This window comes from Stutzerimonas tianxiuensis, assembly GCF_053470365.1.
In genome coordinates this window covers 18,078-40,308 of record NZ_JBPVWS010000017.1, presented here as the reverse complement: position 1 = coordinate 40,308, position 22,231 = coordinate 18,078, and the positions used below count along the sequence as shown (strand labels likewise).

Genomic DNA, 22,231 nt, shown 5'->3' with positions numbered 1-22,231 from the left:
TCGACGAATGTCCTCTACACAACGATTCCGAGACTCACCATGCCCCAAGCAAAAGCCTACCGTGCCGCCCTGCTCCACTGCCTCGCCGATCCGCGCGAGGTGGGTATCGAGCAATCTCACGAGTATTTCGAAGACGGCCTGTTGGTTGTCGAGGATGGAAAGATTGCTCAGATCGGCAGTGCTGCTGACCTGCTTCCAACCCTGAAAGCCGGCACCGAGGTGGTCGAATACCCGGACGCGCTGATCACTCCCGGTTTCATTGACACCCACATTCATTACCCGCAGGTCGGCGTCATCGGCTCCTATGGCGCGCAACTGCTGGACTGGCTGGAAACCTACACCTTCCCTAACGAAGGGCGTTTCAGTGACATGGAGCATGCTCGCCAACAGGCCGACCTGTTCCTCGGCGAGCTGCTGCGCAACGGCACCACCACCGCGCTGGTGTTCGGCACGGTGCACAAGCAGTCGGTGGATGCCTTCTTCGAAGCGGCAGAAAAACTCAATCTGCGGATGATTGCCGGCAAGGTGCTGATGGACCGCAACGCACCGGACTTTCTCACCGACACGGCCGAGTCCGGCTATGCCGACAGCAAAGCGCTGATCGAACGCTGGCATGGCAAGGGCCGCCTGCATTACGCCGTGACACCGCGTTTCGCCCCGACCAGCACGCCAGAACAGATGACGCTGGCCGGAAAGCTGTTTGCCGAATACCCCGACCTGTACATGCACACGCACATTTCCGAGAACAAGCAGGAAGTGGAGTGGGTCAAGGAGCTGTTCCCCGAGCGTAAGGGTTACCTGGACGTCTACGACCATCACGGTCTGATCGGCGCGCGCTCGGTCTTCGCCCACGGCATCCACCTCTGTGATGACGAATGCAAACGCCTCGGCGAGACCGGCTCGGCCGTGGCCTTCTGCCCCACGTCCAACCTGTTCCTCGGCAGCGGCCTGTTCGATCTGGCGAAGGTGGAAGGCTACGGCGTGAGGGTGGGTCTGGGCACGGACGTCGGCGGCGGCACCAGCTTCTCGCAACTGCAGAGCCTCAACGAGGCTTACAAGGTATTGCAGCTGCAGGGTCAGAAACTAGATGCGTTCAAGGCGTTGTATCTCGCCACACTTGGCGGGGCGCAAGCGCTGTATCTGGACGACAAGATCGGCAACCTGCAGCCCGGCAAAGATGCCGACTTCGTGGTGCTCGATTACAAGGCGACTCCCCTGATCGACTACCGCCTAAGCCAGGCCACGACGCTGCAGGAAAAACTTTTCGCCCTGATGATCCTCGGCGACGACCGCGCCGTGAAGGAAACCTACGCCGCCGGGGTTTCGGTACACCAAAAGGCATCGTGAACGGTAGATCACTGACGCGATGATCAATCGTCTCGCCAGCTACGCAACTGCGTGCTCTACCGCGTGGATCGATGAAGCGTGATCCACCCTACGGTCGAAGCCACCGCCGGCGCTCGTAGGGTGGATGTCGCTTTCTACATCCACCGACGGGATGGCGCGGGGCTAGATGAATACCGGATCGGTGACCTGTAATTCACCCCAAGGCTTGGAACCCACGCAGCTTTTCGTAGGGTGGATGTCGCTTTTTACATCCACCGCCGGGACGCTCAAGGCTTGATGAGCGTGCGGATCGGTGACCTGTAATACACCTCAAAGCTTGAAAGCCACGCAGCCATTCGTAGGGTCGATGTCGCTTTCTACATCCACCGCCACGTCGGCACCTAGCTCGATCAACGCGTGGATCGCGTGATCCACCCTACCGTTTCAGCGCTGCCATCAGGGTGCTGAGGTTGTGCTCGAACATGCCGAGATAGGTGCTGGCCGGCCCTTCGGTGGCGAGCGCATCGGAATAGAGGGTGCCGCCAACGGTGGCGCCGGCCTCTTCGGCGATTTGCTCGATCAAACGCGGGTCACGGATGTTCTCGACAAACACCGCTCGCACACCTTCGCTGCGTAGTTGACGGATTAACGCCGCCACCTCGGCCGCCGAAGGTTCGTCGTGGGTTGAAAGTCCCTGCGGCGCGATGAACTCCAGCTGCCAGGCTTGGCCTAGATAGCCGAACGCATCATGACTGGTCACGACCTTGCGCTGACTGGACGGCAAGCTCGCGATCTGATCATCGGCCCTCTTCAGCAAGGCATGCAGCCGGGCCAGGTAGGCGTCACGTCGCGCTTCATAGCCTTCGCGGTCATCCGGATCGAGTTGCACGAGCGCCTTGGTGATGTTGCGCACGTAGATCTCGACGTTGGTCAGGCTTTGCCACGCATGCGGGTCCGGTACTTTTTCGCCGTCTTCCTCCAGCATCAACGGAACGACACCCGCACTGGCGTTGATGCGTTTGCCAGCAGGCTCGCTGCTGGCCAGCAGCCGCTCCAACCAGGGTTCGAAACCGAGACCGTTGGCGACGATCAGGTCGGCCCGCAGCAGTGCTTTGGCGTCATCCGGGCTAGGTTCATAAACATGCGCATCGGCATCTGCGTCAACCAGGTTAGTCAGTTCAATCCGATCACCACCGACTTGCTGGGCAAGGTCAGCGAGAATGCTGAAGCTGGTGACGACATTGAGCTTTTCCTCGGCATGCAGTGAAAGCGGCAGCCACAGCGTGAGCACAAAAAACAGGTATCGCATGGTGAAACCTCAGACGGTGATGGGGAAAGCGCGCGAGCGCAGCAGGCCTTGAACAGGCCCAGCCACGACCGAAAATAGATAGAAGGCGCCGGCTAGCAGCACGATGCACGGCCCACTGGGCAGGCTGGCATAGAAGGAGAGCAGCAGCCCCAGCCATACGCACACGGCCCCAATCAGCGCGGCAAGCGGCAGCAGCACCGGCAACCGTCTGCTCCAGAAGCGCGCCGCAGCGGCAGGCAACATCATCAGCCCAACCACCATCAGCGCGCCGATGGCCTGGAAGCCAATGACCAGATTGAGCACAACCAGCGTGAGGAAGGCCGCGTGTGCCCACGGCCCGAAGCGGCTGACACTACGCAGAAACAGCGGATCCAGGCTGTCCAGCGCCAGCGCGCGGTAAGTCAGCGCAAGTACCAGCAGGCTGAACACAGCCGTGCCGAGCATGCCCACCAGTGTGGTCGTGTCGACCGCCAGTGCCGAGCCAAACAACAGGTGCAGCAGATCGAGCTTGCGACCCGCCAGTCCGAGCAGCAACACGCCACTGGCGAGCGAAATGGGATAGAGCGCAGCCAGACTGGCGTCTTCACGTAGGCCAGTTCGCCGACTGACCCAGGCCGCCGCGCCGGCCATTCCCAGCCCGGCGACGAGGCCACCGAGGGTCAGCGCCGGCAGACTCAAACCAAACAACCAGAACGCCAATGCCGCGCCGGGCAAGATGCCGTGGGCGATGGCATCTCCGATCAGGCTCATCCGCCGGAGGATGAGAAACACACCCAGTGGTCCGGCACTGCAGGCCAGCGCCACGCCACCGAACAAGGCGCGACGCATGAAGGCGAATTCAGCAAATGGCGACCACAACACATCGAGCGTCACGCGACCTGCCCGAGCCGTTGGCGGTCGGCCATGAACTGCTGGATGGGCGCGGCGATGCACTCATTGCGAGCGATCAGCAAGCCCTCGCAGCGCTTTTCGCTGAGACTTGTCAGGTTATGGCTAACCAAGATCTGCGTCCGGCCCTGAAGCCGCCAGCGCTCAATATGCTGCCAGAGCAACCGCAGCCCCACGTCATCTAGCGCCGCTTCTGGCTCATCCAGCAACAGCACCTGGGCGTCAGTCAGACTCAGACGCGCCAACAGCGCCCGCTGCAATTCCCCGCCGGACAAAGCGTGCAGGCCCTGGGTTTGCAAATCCAGCAGGCCCCAATCCGTCAACGCTTGTTTTAAGCGTGTCTGGCGTTCGGCACGACCGAGACGGCTACGCCAGAAACCGCCGCTGACCAGTTCGGCCAGGCGAATCGGAAATTGCCGGTCGACATGCTGCTGTTGAGGCAGATAAGACACTCCACCCAGAAGTGGCACGCCGATATCGACCCGCCCCGCAACCGGTCGATCAAGGCCGGCGATCACCTTGAGCAGACTGCTCTTACCGGAACCATTGCTACCGATCACAGCCGTCAGGCTTCCAGCCTTCAGCACCAGATCCAGCGGCGGCGTCAGCGCTCGCCCACCCGCGCCCCATTGCAAACCATGGAATTGAATCATCATCACCTCGGATATTCCGGCACCCGCAACACACCGTTCGACCGTACAAGCGGAAGCGCTTAATGTACTAGTTATAACATAACATTATGCGCATCGAGATCGTCCCGCACAACGGCGATATGCACCGCTAGAGATTGAGGCGCAGCTTGGCGAGCCCGGCAGCACTTAAAACTGGTAAACGGATAGCGGGCCGACCAGCAGCCTGCGCAGCCTCAAACAATCGAGGCAGAACTTGATGGGCTTTTGACTTAACGCTGGATGGCGGGACGGTTAGCGAAGCGCTGTCCGAAGGAGATGGAGCTCAGTGCAGAGCTGATAGAAAGGTGAGCGCGGACGCGAGAGCGGCGTCATCAGCGGCTCGGCCGCCAGAGACGCACCGAGCCAATTCCACTTGAAGCTGGACGGAACCTAGCGGACGGTACGCAGCTTTTTCTTGGCCAGGGCCAGGTGCGAAAACACCGCATGGAGATCATCCGACGCGCTGTCTTCATCGAGGTTGAGCTTGCTGTCGATGTGATCCATGTGATGCATCATCAGGCGCACCGCCTTTTCGCTGTCCCGGGCGGCGATGGCATCGATCAACTCGTTGTGCTCATCAAACGAGCAATGCGAGCGGTTGCCGCTTTCGTACTGCGCGATGATCAGCGAGGTCTGCGACACCAGGCTGCGTTGGAAGCTCACCAGCGGCGCGTTCTTCGCCGCTTCGGCCAGCTTCAGATGAAACTCCCCGGAAAGACGGATTCCAGCGCCGCGATCGCCGCGGGCGAAACAGTCCTGCTCGTCGGTCACCATTTGCCGTAGCTCGCTCAGCTGCTCAGCGCTGGCATGTTGCACGGCCAGCTCGGTAATCGCGCGTTCCACCATGCGCCGGGCAAAGAAGATCTGCCGCGCTTCATCGACGCTCGGGCTGGCAACTACCGCGCCGCGATTGGGCCGCAGCAGCACCACGCCTTCATGGGCCAGCCGTGACAAGGCGCGACGAATGATGGTGCGACTCACGCCGAAAATCTCGCCCAACGCCTCTTCGCTGAGCTTGGTGCCCGGCGCCAGGCGCTGCTCAAGGATTGCATCAAAGATATGGGCGTAAACGATGTCGTCCTGGGTCCCGGTACGGGCCTTGCCGCTTCGTGTCGGCTTTTTCAGAGGCTGCAACTGTTCGTTCATGGTGACTCGCGTCGGAATTGTCGGCAGATCGAACTTTACTGCCTTTCGTTACGCAGCTGGGAGTCGCCAACAGCGAAACAAGGAAATAAAGCGCATTTTATTGTGCACAATCAGTTAAGCCGAAAATATTCAAGAATTTCCATCAGACGCCCTACTGCGTGCTTTTTAACCTGAACATTGCCTGCCGTGAACAGCAGATACGCCAGTGTCACCGAAATGCCTGTTGCATTTCTTGTATACAAAAGCATAATCGCGCCAAGCCTTTCTGACCTTTCGGTCAACAAACCGAATGAAAGCGCCCCACCATCACCTGCCCTCGAGAGCACTGCTCTAGGTGATAGACAACAAGAACGATGAGGAACACCTTGTGGAAACCACCAAGCAGGAACAGCCGGCCCTCGGCCTGCAGCCGAAAAACCCCGGCTTGCTCGACCGATTCTTCAAACTCAGTGCTCACCGAACCACTATCAAGACAGAGTTGCTAGCCGGCCTGACGACCTTCGTCACCATGGCTTACATCATCTTTGTCAACCCGAACATCATGGCCGATGCGGGTATCGACCACGGCGCCGCATTCGTCGCCACCTGCATCGGGGCGGCCCTCGGTTGCCTCCTGATGGGCCTGTACGCCAACTGGCCGGTGGGCCTGGCACCGGGCATGGGCCTCAACGCGTTCTTCACCTATACCGTGGTCGGTGAGATGGGCTACAGCTGGGAGATCGCGCTTGGCGCGGTGTTCATCTCCGGCATCCTGTTCATGATCATGAGCCTCTCCCGCCTGCGCGAATGGTTGCTCAACAGCATTCCAATGAGCCTGCGCTTCGCCATGGGCGCCGGGGTCGGGTTGTTTCTCGGGCTGATTGGCCTCAAGACCGCAGGCATCGTTGTCGACAGCCCGGCCACCCTGCTGACCATGGGTTCGTTCGGCGAGCCCACTGCCCTGCTCGCGGCGGTGTGCTTCCTGATGATCGCAGTGCTCAGCCACCGCAACGTCTTCGGTGCCATCCTGCTGAGCATGCTGGTGGTGACCGGCATCGGCTGGGCAATGGGTCTGGTCGAGTACAACGGCGTGGTGTCGATGCCGCCCAGCCTGGCGCCGACCTGGCTGGCGATGGATATCGCCGGCGCGCTGAATGTCGCGATGGTCAGCGTGATTCTCGCGTTCCTCTTCGTGAACATGTTCGACACGGCCGGCACCCTGATGGGCGTCGCGCACCGTGCGCACCTGGTGGATGAGGACGGCAAGATCCAGAACCTCTCCCGCGCGCTGAAAGCCGACAGCACGTCCAGCGTCGTGGGTGCCTTCGTCGGCTGTCCGCCGGTGACCAGCTATGTGGAAAGCGCTTCAGGCGTTGCCGCGGGCGGACGCACCGGTTTGACTGCGGTGACCGTCGGCGCGCTGTTCCTTATCGCGATGTTCTTCGCGCCGCTGGCCGGCATGATCCCTGCCTATGCCACTGCGGGGGCGTTGATTTACGTCGCGATGCTGATGATGAGCGGTCTGGCCAATATCGACTGGAAGGATCACACCGACACCATTCCGGCTATCGTCACCGTGGTGATGATGCCGCTGACCTGCTCCATCGCTAATGGCATCGCGCTGGGGTTCCTGACCTATGCGACGCTCAAGCTGCTGACCGGACAGCGCGACAAGGTTTCGATCAGCCTGTACGTGTTGTGTGTGATCTTCATCGCCAAGTTCGCCTTTCTTTAATCAGGCGAACCAGTGGCCCCACCGTTCCGGCGGTGGGGCTTTTTGACGTTTTGAAGCCCGCGGATTGCGGTTGGAAGAACTGTAATGATGCAACCTGATCCACCCCCGCAGCCGCGTGGTAGCCCAATCCACGCTACCTATATTTTCTAATTGCTACCGAGGAGTGCCGAAATGAGCCTGGAAACCTGGTTGTTGTTTGCGAGCGCGGCGCTGGTGGTCATCCTGATCCCCGGCCCGCTGTCGCTGCTGATGATCAGCAACAGTCTCAACTACGGACTCCGCCGTTCCTGGCCGGCCTTCGTCGGCGGGGTCAGCGCCTCGATCTGCCTGCTCTGCGCCTCGGCGTTGGGGCTCGGGGCGCTGCTGCTGGCGTCGGAGCAGGTATTCAGCGTTCTGAAAATCATCGGCGCCTTCTACTTGTTCTATCTGGCCTGGCAGAGCTGGCAGGAATCGCGCCGCCCCGCCAACGCGCCCAGTGTGGCGACCGCTGAGGTCAGCCCGCGCTTTCGCCAGCTGTTCTGGCGCGCGTTTGGCCTGGGCGCCAGCAACCCGAAGGACATCCTGTTCTTTGCGGCCTTCCTGCCGCAATTCCTCAGTGCGGATCGTCCCTTCATGCCGCAGCTACTGGTGATGATCCTGACCTGGGCGGTGCTGGACCTCTGCTGCAAGCTGGCGTACGGGCTGGGGGCGCATGGCGCGGCGCGCTACCTGCGCACCGGGAAGGGGCAGGTTTGGTTCAACCGAACCAGCGCTGCGCTGTTTGGAGGCGCGGGCGCGGCTTCCTTGATGAGTCGATGAGGGTTCCATGAAGCGGTGGGTAAGCTTCGCGTTACCCACCCTGCCGGCTTGACCCAACAGCGGTCAGACACCACCGAACGCCCACCTCAAAAAAAACCCGCCATAGAGGCGGGTCGGGGACTCAGGGGAGTCAAGGTTTCACGCATGGGAGAGGTAACCGCCGTACCGATAACAGCACGGCAGGTGCCATCAGCTGCCTCGATAGGTCGAGTAGCTGTACGGCGAAATCAGTAGCGGCACGTGGTAATGATCCTGCTCGGCGCTGATGCCGAAGCGCAGTACCACCACATCGAGAAAAGCCGGCTCGGGCAGCGTTACGCCGCGTCCGCGGTAATAGTCGCCCGCCGAGAACTGCAGCTGATAGACGCCGGAACGATAGTCGTCACCGTCCAGCAGAGGTGAGTCGCAGCGGCCATCGCTGTTGGTCTGGCGCGTGGTCACCAGCTCCAGGCGTTCGCCTTCAACGCGATAGAGTTCAATGCGGATATTGCTGCCTGGGCAGCCGTGAGCGGCATCCAGTACATGAGTAGTCAAACGTCCCATAGATTCCAGCATCAGCGATTGGCCGCCAATGCCCGCCTCCTCTTGGTGTGTGAGTGGTGGAGTGAGTCGAGCATAGCATCCCGCAAGAAAAAACAAAGACAGTTTCTGCAAAAATTGTACACAATTTATAAATCCTCACCTTGGCTCAGTTCCTGCTGGTCAGCATCGGATGGCAAGGCTCTGGCCGGCAGAATATGCAATGAACGCTATGAGGTGAATGCCAAGACCCCAGGTTCAGACGGTCGGCTTGTCGAGATTTTTGATTTACAAACTGCAAAACGTTTTGTATACAATTGAGCCATGACGGTTGCCTGCACTTTACAGCGGCAACCCGCGGATCAAACAAGGAATAACAACAGTGAGCGCAGACTACCCTCGCGACCTCATCGGCTATGCCGAGAATCCACCCCATCCGCAATGGCCGGGCAATGCCCGTATCGCCCTGTCGTTCGTGCTCAACTACGAAGAAGGCGGCGAGCGTTGCGTGCTGCATGGCGACAAGGAATCCGAAGCCTTCCTGTCCGAGATGGTTTCAGCCCAGCCCCTGCAGGGCGTGCGCAACATGAGCATGGAGTCGCTCTACGAATACGGAAGCCGTGCCGGGGTGTGGCGCCTGCTCAAGCTGTTCCGCAAGAACGACATTCCGCTCACGATCTTCGCCGTAGCGATGGCCGCGCAGCGTCACCCGGACGTAATCAAGGCCATGGCCGCCGACGGGCACGAGATCTGCAGTCATGGCTATCGCTGGATCGACTACCAGTACATGGATGAAGCGCAAGAGCGCGAGCACATGCAGGAAGCCATCCGCATCCTTACCGACATCACTGGCGAGCGTCCGCTGGGCTGGTACACCGGCCGCACCGGGCCGAATACTCGCCGGCTGGTGCGCGAGGAAGGCGGCTTCCTCTATGACTCCGATACTTATGACGACGACCTGCCCTACTGGGACCCGGAATCGACGCCCGACAAGCCACACCTGGTGATCCCCTACACGCTGGACACCAACGACATGCGTTTCACCCAAGTGCAGGGCTTCAATACCGGTGACGACTTCTTCAATTACCTGAAGGATGCGTTCGACGTGCTCTATGCCGAAGGCTGTGAAGGCGCGCCGAAGATGCTGTCCATTGGCATGCACTGCCGCTTGCTGGGCCGTCCCGCACGTCTTGCCGCGCTGCAGCGCTTCATCGAGTACGCCAAGGGTCACGAGCAGGTGTGGTTCGCCCGCCGTGTCGACATAGCCCGCCACTGGCACTCGACTCACCCGCTTACTCAGGAACGCAGCCTATGACCCCGTTCAAGACCATCAAGCCGTCCACCCTGGACCGTGACGCCTTTATCTCGACCTTCGCTGATGTCTACGAGCACTCGCCGTGGGTCGCCGACACTGTTTATCAGGCCGGTGTGGACGAGACGCTGGACTACGTCGAGGTGATGCACACCCGCATGTCGCAGGCCATGTTGTCGGCTCACCACGACACCCAGCTGGCACTGATCAACGCTCACCCGGACCTCGCCGGCAAGGCAGCCGTACGCGGCGAACTGACCGCATCGAGCACCGCCGAACAGGCCGGTGCCGGGATTCATGAATGCACGGCTGAAGAGTTCGCCCGCTTTACCGAACTGAACGATGCCTACAAGGCCAAGTTCGGCTTCATCTTCATCATGGCCGTCAAGGGCAGTAACCGGCACCAGATCCTGGCAGCCTTCGAGGAGCGCATGAATAACTCCCCGGAACAGGAATTCGCCCGCGCCCTGGCCGAAATCAACAAGATCGCCCTGTTCCGTCTGCAGGCGATGTAAGCAAGCACCATCAGACGACACGAAGAGAAGAACAACGTATGAAAAGCTACGCCGTACCTTTCGAAAAATACGTCAACCTGGCCGACGCCCGCCTGGGCACCAAGGCCATCTCCGTCACCGACGACTGGTTCGCCGACGTCAACCGGCTGTTCCAGCCGACGCCGGCCGTATGGAAGGAGGGCGTTTTCGATGACAACGGCAAGTGGATGGACGGCTGGGAGTCGCGCCGCAAGCGCTTCGAAGGCTACGACCACGCGGTCATTCGCCTCGGCGTGCCCGGCTCGATCAAGGGCGTCGACATCGACACCAGCTTCTTCACCGGTAACTTCCCGCCGTCCGCCTCACTGGAAGCCTGCTTCCTCGCCGAAGGCGACCCGGACGACACCACCCAGTGGACTGAAATCCTTCCCGCGGTAGAGCTGCAAGGCAACAGCCATCACTACCACGAGATCGCGTTCGACAAGCCGGTCAGCCACCTGCGCTTCAATATCTACCCGGACGGCGGCGTCGCCCGTCTGCGCGTGCACGGCATTCCGTACCGCGACTGGAGCACGGTTGGCGACAACGAGCAGCTCGACCTGGCCTCGGCACTCAATGGCGGCCGCGCACTGGCCTGCTCCGATGAGCATTTCGGTCGCATGAGCAACATCCTCAACCCGGGTCGCGGCATCAACATGGGCGACGGCTGGGAAACCGCCCGCCGCCGCACGCCGGGCAACGACTGGGTCATCGTCGCGCTGGGCACCCCTGGCGAAATCGAGCGCATCGTCGTCGACACCCTGCACTTCAAAGGCAACTACCCAGACAGCTGCAACATCCAGGCGGCCTTTGTTAAAGGCGGCACCGACAGCCAGATCGAGACCCAGAGCCTGTTCTGGCGTGAACTGCTGCCGAGCCAGAAGCTGGAAATGCACGCCGAACACGAGTTCAGCGAGCAGATCGCCAAGCTCGGTCCGATCACCCACGTGCGCCTGAACATCTTCCCCGACGGTGGCGTCAGCCGTCTGCGGTTGTTCGGCAAGGCAGTGAAGTAAAAACTCCTGTAGGAGCGAGCTTGCTCGCAAGCTCGCTCCTACATAAACACCAAACAGAGCAGTCCCTATGCGCACACTCAAGATCGAACCGCTGACCAAGGAAGCCTTTGCCCCCTTCGGTGATGTCATCGAAACCGAAGGCAGCGACTACTTCATGATCAATAACGGTTCCACCCGCCGCTATCACAAGCTGGCGTCGGTCGAGACCGCGCAGCCGGACGACCAGGCCATCATCAGCATTTTCGCCGCCGACGCGCTGGAAATGCCGCTGGTCATTCGCATGCTCGAAAGACACCCGCAGGGCAGCCAGGCTTTCATTCCGCTGCTCGGCAACCCCTTTCTGGTCGTGGTCGCGCCACCTGGCGATGCACCTGTACCGGGTAACGTCCGCGCCTTCCGCAGCAACGGCAGGCAGGGCGTCAATTACCACCGCGGCGTCTGGCACCACCCGGTGCTGACGATCGAAAAGCGGGATGAATTCCTGGTGGTCGATCGCAGCGGTTCTGGCAACAACTGCGACGAGCATTTTTTCACCGAGGACGAGCAGCTTCTCCTCGACCCCCACCGGGACTCCGGCCAGGCAACCGATTGATCAGCGCGGGCATGACCGGCGCGGCTGTGGACTAGCCGACACCAGACATGCGTGCTTCAGAACAAGCGGAACACTTGCGACGAGTCGAATAAGAAGAAACAACGGTTGGCGTGCCAGCCGTGCAAGAGGTAATTATCGTGGAAGCACATCTGACCGAATGGCTGAACCTTACTGTTCGCTGGATTCACATGATCGTCGGCATCGCCTGGATCGGTGCGTCGTTCTATTTCGTCTGGCTGGAAAACAACCTTAACCGCGCCAACCCCCGCGACGGCCTGTCGGGCGATCTCTGGGCGATTCACGGCGGCGGCATCTACCACCTGGAAAAGTACAAGTTGGCACCGCCTCAAATGCCGGACAACCTGCACTGGTTCAAGTGGGAGGCCTACACCACCTGGCTGTCGGGCGTGACCCTGCTGATGGTGGTCTACTACCTCAACCCTTCGCTCTACCTGATCGCGCCTGGCAGTGATCTGGCGCCGGCCATGGCTATTGCCATCGGTTTCGGCTCGCTGATCGTCGGCTGGTTCGTCTATGACCTGCTCTGCGACTCGCCGCTTGGCAAAAAGCCCGCACTGCTCGGTCTGATCCTGTTCGTCCTGGTGATCTTCGCTGCGTGGGCCTATTCGCAGGTCTTCAGCGGACGTGCGGCCTACATCCACACCGGCGCGCTGATCGGCACCATCATGGTCGGCAACGTGTTCCGCATCATCATGCCGGCACAACGTGCGCTGGTCGCTGCCATCGAGCAGAACCGTACGCCGGACCCATTGCTGCCCGCCAAGGGCCTGCTGCGCTCGCGCCACAACAACTACTTCACCTTGCCGGTGCTGTTCATCATGATCAGCAACCACTTCCCGAGCACCTACGGCAGCCAGTACAACTGGCTGATCCTTGCCGGTATCTCGGTATTGGCTGTGCTGGTGCGTCATTACTTCAACACCCGTCATGACAGCAATCGCTTCGCCTGGACACTGCCTGCTGCTGCGGTTGGCATGATCTGTCTGGCGTTCGTCACCGCGCCGAACCGCCAGGGTGGCGTGCCCAATGCGGTGCCAACCAGCCCGCGCGAGCAAAGCCTCGAAGCCCAGCAGGCCGCTGCGGTAGCGCCGGCAGAGCAGGCTGGAAACAGCGAGTTCGCCGCGGTTCATCGGGTGATCAACGAGCGCTGCACCGTTTGCCACGCCGCAGCGCCGAGCAGCCCGCTGTTCAGTGCAGCACCCGCGGGCGTGATGTTCGATACGCCTGAGCAGATCCGCCTGCAGGCTGCGAAGATTCATGCGCAAGCCGTGGCCAGCCAGATCATGCCGCTGGGCAACATGACCAACATGACTCAGGAAGAGCGCGACCTGCTCGGAGCCTGGATCGACAAGGGCGCGCCGATCGACTGATCGGCGCTCACCAGCCGCGCTTTCGAGCGCGGCTTTTTTTCACCTCTTCAACGCTCAAAGCCACGCTGCACCAGGCGAGGCCTCAGCTCAACCCGAAATCAAGCCCAGCGGACGGCGACAGCCGAAACCCCGAGCACCCTATACCCGGCCCCGCTCGTTCGGCGGGGCCACCGCGACCATCCAATAACAAAAGCGTCCGAGGTGTTTTTGCATGAACGATGTGACCGAGCGGGAGACCGCACCCGCCACAGAGAAGCGGCTGCCCTTGCTGCAGATGCTGCTGGTGAGTTTCCAGCACGTGCTGCTGATGTATGGCGGCGCGGTTGCCGTCCCGTTGATCGTGGGCCAGGCAGCAGGGCTGTCTCGTGAGGAGATCGCCTTCCTGATCAACGCCGACCTGCTGGTAGCGGGCATCGCCACGGTCGTGCAATCGATGGGCATCGGGCCGGTGGGCATCCGCATGCCGGTGATGATGGGCGCCAGCTTCGCGGCGGTCAGCAGCATGGTAGTGATGGCCGGCATGCCCGGCGTGGGCATGACCGGGATTTTTGGCGCAACCATCGCAGCCGGCTTCTTCGGCCTATTGATTGCGCCGTTCGTGTGCAAGATCGTACGGCTGTTTCCGCCGCTGGTGACGGGCACGGTGATTACCGCCATCGGCCTCTCGCTGTTCCCGGTGGCGGTGAACTGGGCGGGTGGTGGCAGCGGCACCGGTCAGTTCGGCGCCCTGCCCTACCTCGGCGTGGCGGCAGCTGTGCTGGCGGTGATTCTGCTGATCAATCAGTTCATGCGCGGTTTCTGGGTCAACGTTTCAGTCCTGGTGGGCATGGCCTTGGGCTATGTGCTGGCCGGCAGTCTGGGCATGGTCGACCTGTCCGGCATCAGCGCTGCACCAGCATTTCAGGTGGTTACGCCGAATCACTTCGGTGCGCCGCAGTTCCTACTCGCACCGATCCTGTCGATGTGCCTGGTGGTGGTGATCATCTTTGTCGAGTCCGCCGGCATGTTTCTCGCACTGGGCAAGATCACCGGTCAGGAAGTGGACCCCAAGCAACTGCGCCGCGGTCTGCTCTGCGATGCCGGGGCGACCTTTCTCGCCGGTTTCATGAACACCTTCACCCACTCCTCCTTTGCCCAGAACATCGGCCTGGTGCAGATGACCGGCGTACGCAGCCGCTACGTCACGGCGATTGCCGGGCTGTTCCTGATCAGCCTGAGCCTGCTGCCCAAGGCCGCATTCATGGTGGCTTCGATTCCGGCGGCGGTGCTGGGCGGCGCCGGAATCGCCATGTTCGGCATGGTCGCGGCCACTGGTATCAAAATTCTTCAGGAAGCTGACATCGGTGACCGTCGCAACCAGCTGCTGGTGGCGGTGAGCATCGGCCTCGGGATGGTGCCGGTAGTCCGCCCTGAGTTCTTTGCGCATCTGCCGCATTGGATGGAGCCGATCACCCACAGCGGTATCGCGGTGGCGACGCTCAGCGCGGTGACCCTCAACCTGCTGTTCAACGTGCTTGGTGGCGCCGAACGCCAGGCGCTCACAGGCGCTGCGCATCACTGACGATACCGTCCCAAATAAGCCCCCAGGCCCGCCATGTGCGGGCCTTATTTTTTCTGCCTTGCTTTATTCTCCATCCGCCCGACACTCGACAAGCACCGCACCACCGTTAAAATGCCCGGCCGTCCTATCCCCGCCCGCCCGAACGAGAAGGTCTGACCCATGATCGAAGCAACCTGGATCGCCTTCGCATTCATCCTCGGCCTTGCGACACGCTCGATCGGGCTGCCACCCCTGATTGGTTATCTGGCCGCTGGCTTTGCCCTCGCCGCCTTTGGCGAACATTTCGGGGTTGGCCCGACCGACAGTGTGATTCTCGAGCACCTCGCGCACCTGGGCGTGCTGCTGCTGCTGTTCACGGTCGGTCTCAAGCTCAAGCTGAGCAACCTGGTGCGCCGCGAAGTCATCGGCGGCAGCCTGCTCCACTTCGGCATATCCAGCCTGGTGGTACTGCCGGCGATTCTGCTGTTTCTCGACACCAGCTGGCGCGACAGTCTGTTGCTGGCGATCGCCCTGTCGTTCTCCAGTACCGTACTGGCCGCGAAAGTGCTGGAAGGCAAACGCGAGCTGCGCGCCTTTCATGGCCGTGTCGCCATTGGCGTCCTGATCATTCAGGACCTGATCGCCCTGGTGGTGATGAGCATCGCCAGCGGAAAGGTGCCGTCAGCCTGGGCGCTGCTGGTGTTCGGCTTACCATTACTTCGCCCGCTGCTGTTCCGCCTGCTCGATCACAGCGGCCACGAGGAACTGATGGTGTTGCTGGGGCTGATGCTGGCGCTGGTGGCCGGCGGTCTCGGCTTTGAATATGTGGGCCTGAGCTCCGAGCTGGGCGCGCTGGCCTTCGGTGCGATGCTGGCCAAACACAAGCGCGCCACCGAGCTGTCCAATTCACTCTGGGCAATCAAGGAAGTCTTCCTGGTCGGGTTCTTTCTGCAGATCGGCATCGGTGGCCTGCCGGACATGAACGCCATGCTCTTTGCCGGCGCAGTAGCACTGCTGTTGCCGCTCAAGGGTGCGCTGTTCTTTTTCCTGTTCCTGCTGTTCCGCCTGCGCGCGCGCAGTGCCTTTCTCAGCGCTGCAAGCCTGACCAACTACAGTGAGTTCGGCCTGATTGTCGCCAGCGTGGTGCTGCCGCAATGGCTTACCCCACTGGCCATCACCGTGGCCCTGTCGTTTGTTGTCTCTGCCCAGCTCAACCGGATTTCACACCCACTCTACGACCGCTTTGCCAGACGCCTGATCCCTCTGGAGCGCAACACACGCCACCCAGACGAACAGCCGGTGTCGCTGGGTGACGCGCAGATCCTGATCATGGGTATGGGCCGCACCGGCCGCGCCGCCTACGACCATTTGCAGAATCAGGGCTGGCGATTGATCAGTCTCGATTCCGACCCGGTAACCGTAGAAAAGAGCAGCGAGAAAGGCCGCCACGTACTGTTCGCTGACGCCGAAGACCAGATGTTCTGGGAGAGCCTGGAGATGAACAAGGTCGAGGCGGTGATCCTGGCGATGAACGATGCCGAAGCCAAAATCATCTCCACGCGCAAGCTGCGTGGCAAAGGTTTCGATGGGCTGATCGTCTCCCACGCGATGTACGAAGACATCGCCCAGCAGATCGAGGAGGCCGGCGCGGATCGCACTTACCTGACCATGAGCGAAGCCGGTGCCGGCCTGGCAGAGAACGTCGCGCGGGAGCTGCAGCCAAACCGCTGACTGACGTTGAACCAAGCCCACCCAGCGGACAATCACTGCTCCGCCAGCACAATTGTGCACAATCGTTAAATTAATTGTTTCAACAGCTGTTCACAGGTTGTTATAGTCGAGCCCAACCTGACCGAACGAACAGCTTTTCGACGGTCAGGCTACGAGGTCCGTGCAGCCTCGGAAGCCCATGACCGAACAATAACGAATGGCAGGCTTGACTCATGACCGCAACCGAATCCAGGAGCGGTGACGCTCCCAACCAGGACCTGATCTATCAGCTCGAAGATCGCCCGGGTCCGATCCCCGCTACATTCGCCGCAATACAGCACGTACTCGCCAGCTTTGTCGGCGTCATCACACCGACCCTGATCATCGGCAGCGTGCTGGGGTTGGGCGACTATGTCCCCTACCTCGTGAGCATGGCGCTGTTCGTCTCAGGCCTCGGCACCTTTATCCAGGCCAAGCGAATCGGTCCGATCGGCGCCGGCATGCTTTGTCTGCAGGGCACCAGTTTCGGCTTTCTCAGCGTGATTCTGGCGGCCGGCTTTATCGTGAAGAATCGGGGTGGCAGCCCGGAAGACATCCTAGCCACGCTGTTCGGCGTCGGCTTCTGCGCGGCCTTCGTCGAAATTGCCGTCAGCCGCTATATCGATAAACTGCGCCGAATCATCACGCCCGTGGTCACCGGCACCATCATCAGCCTGATGGGCCTGTCACTGATCAAGGTCTCGATGACCGACATTGCCGGTGGCTATGGCGCCGAGAACCCCGGAGCGCTGCCTAACCTTGCGCTGGCCGGGTTGGTCCTCGGCACCATCATCGTCCTCAACCGCTTTGGCCTCCCCTTGCTGCGCTTGTCGGCGGTAATCGTGGCGCTGGTGGTGGGCTACGCGGCCGCTTGGATGATGGGCATGGTGGATTTTTCCAGCCTGGCCGCCTTGCCGGCAGTCAGCGTGCCGCAACCGTTCAAGTTCGGCTTTGCCTTCGACTGGATGGCCTTCATCCCCATCGCGGTAATCTTTCTGATCACGCCGCTAGAGACAGCGGGTGATTTGACCGCCAACTCGATGATCTCGCGTGAGCCGGTCAAGGGCCCGCTGTACATGAAGCGCATCAAGGGCGGCATTCTCGGCGACGGTTGCAGCTCGCTGCTGGCCGCGACCTTCAACAGCCTGCCGATGACCACCTTCAGCCAGAACAACGGCGTGATACAGCTGACCGGCGTCGCCAGTCGCCATGTGGGTCTGTATATCGCCGGCATCCTGATCTTGCTGGCGCTGTTCCCGGTGGTCGGTGGCGTGTTGCAGCTGATGCCCAAGCCGGTACTCGGCGGCGCCACGCTGATCATGTTCGGCACAGTCGCGATCGCAGGCATCAAGATCCTCGCCGAAGCCGGCCTCAACCGTCGCAACATGCTGATCGTGGCAATCTCGCTGGGCCTGGGCCTGGGCGTAGCCGCCGTACCGGATGTGCTGACCAACCTGCCCGACGTGCTGAAGAACATCTTCGGCTCACCCATTACCATCGGTGCGTTCAGCGCGATCCTGCTCAACTTCTTCCTTCCGCGCGAGCCGGAAGAGATGGATGACTATGATCCGGACAACCTGATCGAGGACACAGTCGGCACCAATACCTTGGCCGTCAATATTCCCGATTACTCCAAGGTCCATCCGAAAGCCACCACCACCGACCCATCGGCCCAGCTGACGCCTACGGGCTGACGGCTCCGGCGCCCGGCCTACGCGCCGGGCGCCTCACCTGCATTCATCACAACAACAAAACCAAAGGGTATCAACATGACCTTCAAGCGCACTTCACTGTCGCTGGCGATGGCCGGCTGCCTGCTGTCCGCCCCGGCCTTTGCCGATGGCATGCTTCACTGGCAGAACAACAGCCTCAGCTATCTCTATGGCCAGGATTTCAAGGTCGACGCCGGCGAGATCCAGCAAACCGTGACCTTCGAGCACGCCAGCGGCTGGAGCTGGGGCGACATGTTCCTGTTCGTCGATAACAAGTGGTACAACGGCCTGTCAGGCGAGGAAGGACACACCTACTACGGCGAATTCAGCCCGCGCCTGTCGCTCGGCAAACTGAGCGGCCAGGACGTGAGCTTCGGCCCGGTGAAGGATGTGTTGCTGGCAGCCACCTACGAGCGCGGCGAAAGCAGCGCCGGCCGGCCCAATCAGACCTATCTGCTAGGCCCGGCTGTCGATCTCGATGTGCCCGGCTTCGATCGTCTGGCCATCAACGTGTACTACCGCAAGCCCGACGGCACCACCCGCCGCGCCTCCGGCCAGTGGCAGGTCACGCCGACCTGGGCGATGACCTTCCCGGTCGGCAAGTCAGACATCCTGTTCGACGGATTCATCGACTGGGTGGTCAACGACGCCGGCTCGGAAAGCAGCGGTGATTTCATGTCGAAGAACCTGCACATCAACCCGCAGATCAAGTACGACCTGGGCAAGGCGCTGGACGGCGAGCCAGGCAAACTCTACGTCGGTATCGAATACGACTACTGGTCTGACAAATACGGCATCGAAGACGGTGGCTTTGTCAGCGATCTGGTCGGGGGCACCAACCAGAACACCGCCAGTCTGCTGGTCAAAGCGCACTTCTAAGCCAGCTGGCGCAGGATGTGGGACAAAAAAGCAGCCGAAAGGCTGCTTTTTTATTGGTCACGTTTTCAAGGGGCGTCGTTATGGCGTGTCCCGATATGCACTGAGTCGCGCACGGTTCGATAGCTAGCCCGCCCTTGGAGCGATCGGCGAGCGTATCGCTGAAGCATTATCGCAATACAGCGCGCCACCGCCCAGGGAGCGGGGCGCGCCGCTCAGGTCACAGCTTGAAGCTGCCCATCTGCCGACTCAAATCGTCTGCCAGGCGGCTCAGCTCATGGCAATCTTCTCGACAGCCCTGCACATCACTGGCGGTGGCCTGGGCTAGGTCGGCGATGCCCTGTACGTTGCGGGTGATCTCCTCGGTCACGCTGCTCTGCTCTTCGGTCGCTGCCGCCACCTGTGTGTTCATGTCGCTGATCGCTTCGACTTGCTCGGTGATTGCACTGAGCGACTGTCCGGTGCGCTGACTGGCCTGTACACCAGTACCAGTCGCAGCCTGTCCTGCATGCATGGAATTGACTGCGTTTTCAGCACCGCTCTTGAGACCCTGAATCATCTGCTGGATCTCGTCGGTGGACGTCTGAGTCCGGCTGGCCAGGGTCCGTACTTCGTCGGCAACCACCGCAAAACCACGGCCCATCTCCCCGGCGCGTGCAGCCTCGATGGCCGCATTCAGGGCCAGCAAGTTGGTCTGCTCGGAAATGCTGCGGATCACCGCCAGCACCTTGTCGATGGATGCCACCTGCTGCGCCAGATCGGTAACCGACTCCGCGGCGTGGCCGATATCACCCGACATCTTTTCGATGTGCGCAATCGAATCGCCGACGACTTTCCGTGCAGTGATCGCCTCGCTACGCGCCCCTTGCGAGGCCTGTGCGGCGTTGCTGGCGTTGCGTGCGATCTCCTGCACGGTCAGGCCCATCTCGTGCACGGCGGTGGCGACCATGTCGGTCATTTCATGCTGGCGACCCGCACGGGTCGCGGTGTTGTCCACCACCTGGGCGACTTGTCCCACAGAGCTGCGCAGTTGCTCGCTGGTGCTCAGCACATCACCGATCAAACCGCGCAGGCTACCGATGAAGCGGTTAAAGCCACGGGCCAGATCACCCAGCTCATCAGCCCGACTTTCATCCAGACGACGGGTGAGGTCACCACCACCGCCACCGATTTCAACAAGTGCATTGGTCACCTGACGAATAGGCTTCACCAGCCCGCGCGCCAGCAACACCACGAGACCGAGGAAGAACAGCGCGATACAGGCGCCGATCAGGCTGATGGTCCACAAGGTGCGGCGTGCCTCGGCGAAGATTTCCGCTTCCGGCACTTCACTGACCAACACCCAGCCCAGGCTTTCCAATGGCTGAGCGACCGCCAGAAACGCCTCGCCATCGCGTTCGAAGCGCACCGCGTCGGTTGCGCCGTCGAGGAGTTTCTGCGCCGCTTCACTACCGGTCAGTGCGGCAAGCTCGATCTGATCGTTGTTCTCGGTTTTCGGATGCACCTTGACGCGACCGCCGCCGCTGATCAGATATACCTCTCCACGCTCGCCGAAGCGAAAGTTGCTGATCAGTTCGGACATGCTCTTCAAGCTGAAGCCAAGCCCAGCCACCCCCAGGGTCCTACCGCCCGCCTCGATGCGCTGGTTGATGAACAGGGTGGGCTGGCGAGAGGCCTTGTCGATGTCGATCTCGAAGCGCCGTTTGGTGCCGCTGTCGATCAGGCTGTAAAACCAGCCGTCGCCGGGAGCATTGCGATTGAGGGTGCGTGAGAGCCCTGCTTCCGAATAGTAATTACCGCTATCGAGCACGGCGATGGAAGTCGTCAGCGCATTCTGCTGAGCCTTGACGCCCTCCAGGTATCGGCCCATCGCCTGCGCCTGGTCGGTGCTTTCACCGTACTGCAGCCAGTCCTGAACCAGCGTATTGCCGGCAATCCCGGCCGTGGCGGTGATCGGCGCCGCCAGAGTGCGCTCGATGTCATTGCGGATTGCGGAAATGTTGGCAGGCAGCGCCTGCCCCACCAGATAGCGCTCGGCCAGGCGGTTGACTGCCGACGAATAGACCAAAATGACAATCAGGATACTGGCAAGCAGAGCCGCCCCCATGCTGACGATCAATTGCCATTGAATACTGCGTTGCATGAAAGGCATGTGTGTGACCTCGGTTGTTTTGTATTAAACGTACACAACCTTGATATCAATGTGTATACATAAATTATGATTGACGCCAATATCCTATCGGTCAAAACGACCAAGGCTTGATGACCGTTTGGCGGACTGCTGTAGCCAGATCGATTTCCAGTGCTGCGAACAGGCGTGCTGGGCTATGACGTGTGCAGGCGCGACCCCTGACCAGACAGCCGCGCGTTACAACCCAGCGCTCTGGCTCCCCTCGCATCAAGCCCGCCTCTTGCCTTGAGGCTGTTCGGAAGCCGGTGCTAGGATGCGGCGGCAGGCCACCAGGCTGGGTGGTCATGAATCGAACAGGCCCTATGTCCAGTATCCGCGAGCGCAATAAAGAACTGATCCTTCGTGCTGCCAGCGAAGAATTCGCCGAGAAGGGCTTCGCCGCCAGCAAGACCAGCGACATTGCCGACCGCGCCGGACTGCCCAAGCCCAACGTCTACTACTACTTCAAGAGCAAGGAAAACCTCTACCGCGAGGTGCTGGACAGTATCGTCGAGCCTCTGCTGCAGGCATCTGCTCCGTTCAATCAGCCCGGCGAACCGGCAGACGTGTTGCGCGCCTATATCCGCACCAAAATTCGCATATCCAGGGAGCACGCTTGCGCGTCCAAGGTGTTTGCCAGCGAGATCATGCATGGCGCACCCCATCTACCGGCCGAGCGTGCCGCACAGCTCAATGCCCAGGCCGCCCACAATGTGGCCTGCATTCAGGGCTGGATTGACAAGGGATTGATGGCCGCCGTCGACCCCCATCACCTGATGTTCAGCATCTGGGCAGCGACCCAGACCTACGCCGATTTCGATTGGCAGATCTCCACCGTAACAGGCAAGACTGCGCTCGATGATGCCGACTATGAAGCCGCGGCCGAAACGATCACACGGATGGTCATCAAAGGCTGCGAGGTAAAGGAAGCGAATCCTGTTGGCTGACGCTGCAATCAAACCGCAATGG

General features: G+C 60.9%; 19 protein-coding genes. 13 read left to right on the top strand and 6 right to left on the bottom strand.

The window, feature by feature from the left end:
- Positions 1 to 39 precede the first annotated feature (39 nt).
- On the top strand, positions 40 to 1,347 hold the full coding sequence (gene guaD, locus ACSSNI_RS18815) for a guanine deaminase (protein WP_200637433.1): 1,308 nt from the start codon (positions 40 to 42) through the stop codon (positions 1,345 to 1,347).
- 415 nt (positions 1,348 to 1,762) lie between these two features.
- Here the strand turns inward: guaD and ACSSNI_RS18810 are convergent, their stop codons facing one another.
- The 4 genes from ACSSNI_RS18810 to ACSSNI_RS18795 form a co-directional block, all read right to left on the bottom strand.
- Positions 1,763 to 2,635, bottom strand: coding sequence for a metal ABC transporter substrate-binding protein (locus tag ACSSNI_RS18810; RefSeq protein ID WP_200637430.1), 873 nt, complete (start codon positions 2,633 to 2,635; stop codon positions 1,763 to 1,765).
- A gap of 9 nt (positions 2,636 to 2,644) precedes the next feature.
- Positions 2,645 to 3,463: a metal ABC transporter permease gene (locus ACSSNI_RS18805; RefSeq protein ID WP_200638152.1), complete on the bottom strand. Its 819-nt coding sequence runs from the start codon at positions 3,461 to 3,463 to the stop codon at positions 2,645 to 2,647.
- A 41-nt stretch (positions 3,464 to 3,504) separates the two neighbouring features.
- A complete protein-coding gene (locus ACSSNI_RS18800) occupies positions 3,505 to 4,176 on the bottom strand; it encodes a metal ABC transporter ATP-binding protein (protein ID WP_200638151.1) in 672 nt (223 codons plus the stop codon).
- 408 nt (positions 4,177 to 4,584) lie between these two features.
- Positions 4,585 to 5,340 (bottom strand): GntR family transcriptional regulator, encoded by a 756-nt coding sequence (locus ACSSNI_RS18795; RefSeq protein WP_200637427.1) that lies wholly within the window; start codon positions 5,338 to 5,340, stop codon positions 4,585 to 4,587.
- Positions 5,341 to 5,707: 367 nt separating this feature from the next.
- Here ACSSNI_RS18795 and ACSSNI_RS18790 point away from each other — a divergent pair, with 367 nt between their 5' ends.
- The gene (locus ACSSNI_RS18790) at positions 5,708 to 7,054 is read left to right on the top strand and encodes an NCS2 family permease (RefSeq protein WP_448259948.1); all 1,347 of its coding nucleotides are present in this window, start codon (positions 5,708 to 5,710) and stop codon (positions 7,052 to 7,054) included.
- Positions 7,055 to 7,225: 171 nt separating this feature from the next.
- Entirely contained in the window at positions 7,226 to 7,852 is a 627-nt protein-coding gene (locus ACSSNI_RS18785) for a LysE family translocator (RefSeq protein ID WP_200637425.1), read from the top strand.
- Between the two features lie 189 nt (positions 7,853 to 8,041).
- On the opposite strand, the gene uraH is transcribed toward ACSSNI_RS18785, so the two are convergent.
- On the bottom strand, positions 8,042 to 8,395 hold the full coding sequence (uraH, locus tag ACSSNI_RS18780) for a hydroxyisourate hydrolase (RefSeq protein WP_102838056.1): 354 nt from the start codon (positions 8,393 to 8,395) through the stop codon (positions 8,042 to 8,044).
- Between the two features lie 358 nt (positions 8,396 to 8,753).
- On the opposite strand from uraH, the gene puuE reads away from it, so the two are divergent.
- The 9 genes from puuE to ACSSNI_RS18735 all read left to right on the top strand — a co-directional run bounded on the left by puuE (position 8,754) and on the right by ACSSNI_RS18735 (position 19,095).
- Entirely contained in the window at positions 8,754 to 9,686 is a 933-nt protein-coding gene (gene puuE, locus ACSSNI_RS18775) for an allantoinase PuuE (RefSeq protein WP_102837958.1), read from the top strand.
- On the top strand, positions 9,683 to 10,198 hold the full coding sequence (gene uraD, locus ACSSNI_RS18770) for a 2-oxo-4-hydroxy-4-carboxy-5-ureidoimidazoline decarboxylase (protein ID WP_200637424.1): 516 nt from the start codon (positions 9,683 to 9,685) through the stop codon (positions 10,196 to 10,198). The genes puuE and uraD overlap by 4 nt, the downstream gene beginning before the upstream one ends.
- Positions 10,199 to 10,236: 38 nt before the next feature.
- Positions 10,237 to 11,232 carry an allantoicase gene (gene alc / locus ACSSNI_RS18765; RefSeq protein ID WP_159967384.1) on the top strand — a complete coding sequence of 332 codons (996 nt, stop codon included), beginning with the start codon at positions 10,237 to 10,239 and terminating at the stop codon, positions 11,230 to 11,232.
- A gap of 67 nt (positions 11,233 to 11,299) precedes the next feature.
- Positions 11,300 to 11,824: an ureidoglycolate lyase gene (locus ACSSNI_RS18760; protein WP_200637422.1), complete on the top strand. Its 525-nt coding sequence runs from the start codon at positions 11,300 to 11,302 to the stop codon at positions 11,822 to 11,824.
- 137 nt (positions 11,825 to 11,961) lie between these two features.
- Positions 11,962 to 13,215, top strand: a complete 1,254-nt coding sequence (locus ACSSNI_RS18755) for a urate hydroxylase PuuD (protein ID WP_200637420.1) — start codon at positions 11,962 to 11,964, stop codon at positions 13,213 to 13,215.
- 211 nt (positions 13,216 to 13,426) lie between these two features.
- The gene (locus ACSSNI_RS18750) at positions 13,427 to 14,776 is read left to right on the top strand and encodes a nucleobase:cation symporter-2 family protein (RefSeq protein WP_200637418.1); all 1,350 of its coding nucleotides are present in this window, start codon (positions 13,427 to 13,429) and stop codon (positions 14,774 to 14,776) included.
- 159 nt (positions 14,777 to 14,935) lie between these two features.
- Positions 14,936 to 16,486, top strand: a complete 1,551-nt coding sequence (locus ACSSNI_RS18745; protein WP_148924516.1) for a cation:proton antiporter family protein — start codon at positions 14,936 to 14,938, stop codon at positions 16,484 to 16,486.
- 212 nt (positions 16,487 to 16,698) lie between these two features.
- Complete coding sequence (locus ACSSNI_RS18740) at positions 16,699 to 18,198, top strand: nucleobase:cation symporter-2 family protein (RefSeq protein ID WP_102837965.1); 1,500 nt, start codon at positions 16,699 to 16,701, stop codon at positions 18,196 to 18,198.
- A 75-nt stretch (positions 18,199 to 18,273) separates the two neighbouring features.
- Entirely contained in the window at positions 18,274 to 19,095 is an 822-nt protein-coding gene (locus tag ACSSNI_RS18735) for an outer membrane protein OmpK (protein WP_148924514.1), read from the top strand.
- Between the two features lie 217 nt (positions 19,096 to 19,312).
- Here the strand turns inward: ACSSNI_RS18735 and ACSSNI_RS18730 are convergent, their stop codons facing one another.
- Positions 19,313 to 21,244, bottom strand: a complete 1,932-nt coding sequence (locus ACSSNI_RS18730; RefSeq protein WP_102837967.1) for a methyl-accepting chemotaxis protein — start codon at positions 21,242 to 21,244, stop codon at positions 19,313 to 19,315.
- 341 nt (positions 21,245 to 21,585) lie between these two features.
- On the opposite strand from ACSSNI_RS18730, the gene ACSSNI_RS18725 reads away from it, so the two are divergent.
- Positions 21,586 to 22,209: a TetR/AcrR family transcriptional regulator gene (locus tag ACSSNI_RS18725; RefSeq protein ID WP_102837968.1), complete on the top strand. Its 624-nt coding sequence runs from the start codon at positions 21,586 to 21,588 to the stop codon at positions 22,207 to 22,209.
- Positions 22,210 to 22,231 lie beyond the last annotated feature (22 nt).